Source organism: Aminobacter sp. P4_H6_2, assembly GCF_056400805.1.
This window is the reverse complement of the sequence record NZ_JBFUKO010000850.1, coordinates 1-1889: the sequence shown is the minus strand read 5'-3', so window position 1 is coordinate 1889 and position 1889 is coordinate 1. Positions and strand designations below refer to the sequence as shown.

Genomic DNA, 1889 nt, shown 5'->3' with positions numbered 1-1889 from the left:
ATGTTGGAGTTGCCGACGGTGTCGAGCCAGAACGGCCGGTTGATCTGCCTGCGGATTTCCGTCGAAAGCGCCTGGTCGAGGATCGAAAAGAACGGCTTTGGCCCAGGCGGGGGCAGGGGATCTGGCGGCAGCAAGTCGATCTTCAGCTGCATCCGGTCCTGGGCGATGCGGATGATTTGGGCGTAATTGTCGGGCTGCGGGAAGGTGTCGAGCAGATCGATGATGGCGGCGATGTCGCGCGTCACCGCCTGCGATAGACGAACCGTCACCGTCTGCCAGTGGCGCTCCATGAAGACGAAGGCTACGACCGATTGCAGCAGGATCATCGGCGTGATGATGATCAGCAGCGAACGCGCATAGAKCCGCTTTGGCATGTAGATCGACACACGCCGCCAGAAACGGTTCCAGCTTCTGGGCACAGCCGTCAGTGCACGCCAAGCGCGTGTTCCGAGGCTGCCTCCGCCAGGCCGTTCCATGTCAGTGGTTGCCATCCGCCATTCCGTTCGCCACCGGCCGGATTGTGCCCCGGCCGCCCTTCGGCGATCCTATTCCACGCTGAGCCGATACCCAATACCGCGCACCGTCTGTAGCCAGACGGGGTTGGCCGGGTCGCGCTCGATCTTGCGCCGGAGGCGGTTGATCTGGACGTCGATTGTGCGTTCGCCGACTTCGGAATCGCCGGTTACCAGCTCATGACGGGGGATGGTCTCGCCGGCGCGCGCGGCGAAGATGGCAAGAATTTCCTGCTCGCGGTCGGTCAGCTTGAGCGCTTCGCCGCCACGCTTGAGTTCGCGGCGTGCGATCTGGAAGGTGTAGGGTCCGAACACGAGCTGCTCGGCTTTGGGCGTCGTCAACGGGCCGCCGCGCCGCAGGATGTTGTTGATCCTGAGGATCAGCTCGCGCGGATCGAAGGGCTTGGGCAGATAATCGTCGGCGCCAGCCTCGAGCCCTGTGATGCGGCTGTCGGTTTCCGACAGTGCAGTCAGCATCAGGATCGGCACGTCCTTTTGGTCGCGCAGCGACTTGGTCAGTTCGATGCCGTTTTCGCCCGGCATCATCACGTCGAGGATGAGGAGGTCGAAATCGAGCCCGGCGAGTTTGCGCCGCGCCTCGTCGGCGTTGCCAGCGACAGTTACGCGAAAGCCGTTCTCGGTCAGATATTGCTTGAGCAAGTTGCGGATACGCGTGTCGTCATCGACGACGAGCAGATGCGGAGCATCGTCGCCCAACGTGGCCGGATTGGCCGTCTTGTCGTTATTCTCCATGGTCTTTCCCCGGCGTGTTTCCGGGCAGATGATCAATCTGCGCCCTTAATTCAGGATTGACCATCGCCTTGAGGAATCTTTCGACCCAGGCGCGTTCGGTCTCTCCCGCGCCTTCCAGTGCAGCATCGATGCGGCGTGACTGTGGCCGCGCCAGCGCCAGTGTCAGAGTGCGGCCCTTGTGGGTGGGGTAGAGCTCGCGCTGGCGGCGGTCGCGCGGCCCCTGGACCTGGATGATGTATCCGGCGTCGATGAGTTGCTTGAGTACGCGCGCCAGGCTTTGCTTGGTGATCTTGAGAACATCAAGCAACTCGGCGACTGTCAGCCCAGGCATGCGGTTGACGAAGTGCAACACGCGGTGATGGGCGCGGCCAAAACCATACTCGGCAAGTATCTGGTCTGGGTCCGACGTGAAGTCGCGATAGGCGAAATACATCAGCTCGATGATCGAGAAGTCGATGCCCTCATCTGCCGTCACCGCGGTGCGGATCGGTTGGGCGGCTGCGCCGCTACGTTGTGCCATAGAATTCCTGTCCGTCAATTTATGTCAGCACTGTTGACATAAATTAGATGCGATGGTAATTTTTGCCAAGCTTTTCGGCAGATTGCGAACGAAAAGGCAAGGTA

2 protein-coding genes and 1 pseudogene are annotated in these 1889 nt (G+C 61.1%); all 3 read right to left on the bottom strand.

Annotation, left to right across the window (positions count from 1 at the left end; all coding sequences use genetic code 11):
* Positions 1-491, bottom strand: a pseudogene (locus AC1DUU_RS30915) (two-component sensor histidine kinase); the annotation flags it as partial.
* Between the two features lie 54 nt (positions 492-545).
* Positions 546-1265: a response regulator gene (locus tag AC1DUU_RS30910; RefSeq protein WP_476787127.1), complete on the bottom strand. Its 720-nt coding sequence runs from the start codon at positions 1263-1265 to the stop codon at positions 546-548.
* A complete protein-coding gene (locus AC1DUU_RS30905) occupies positions 1255-1785 on the bottom strand; it encodes a MarR family winged helix-turn-helix transcriptional regulator (protein WP_476787126.1) in 531 nt (176 codons plus the stop codon). Before AC1DUU_RS30905 ends, AC1DUU_RS30910 begins: the two co-directional genes overlap by 11 nt.
* Positions 1786-1889: the final 104 nt, after the last annotated feature.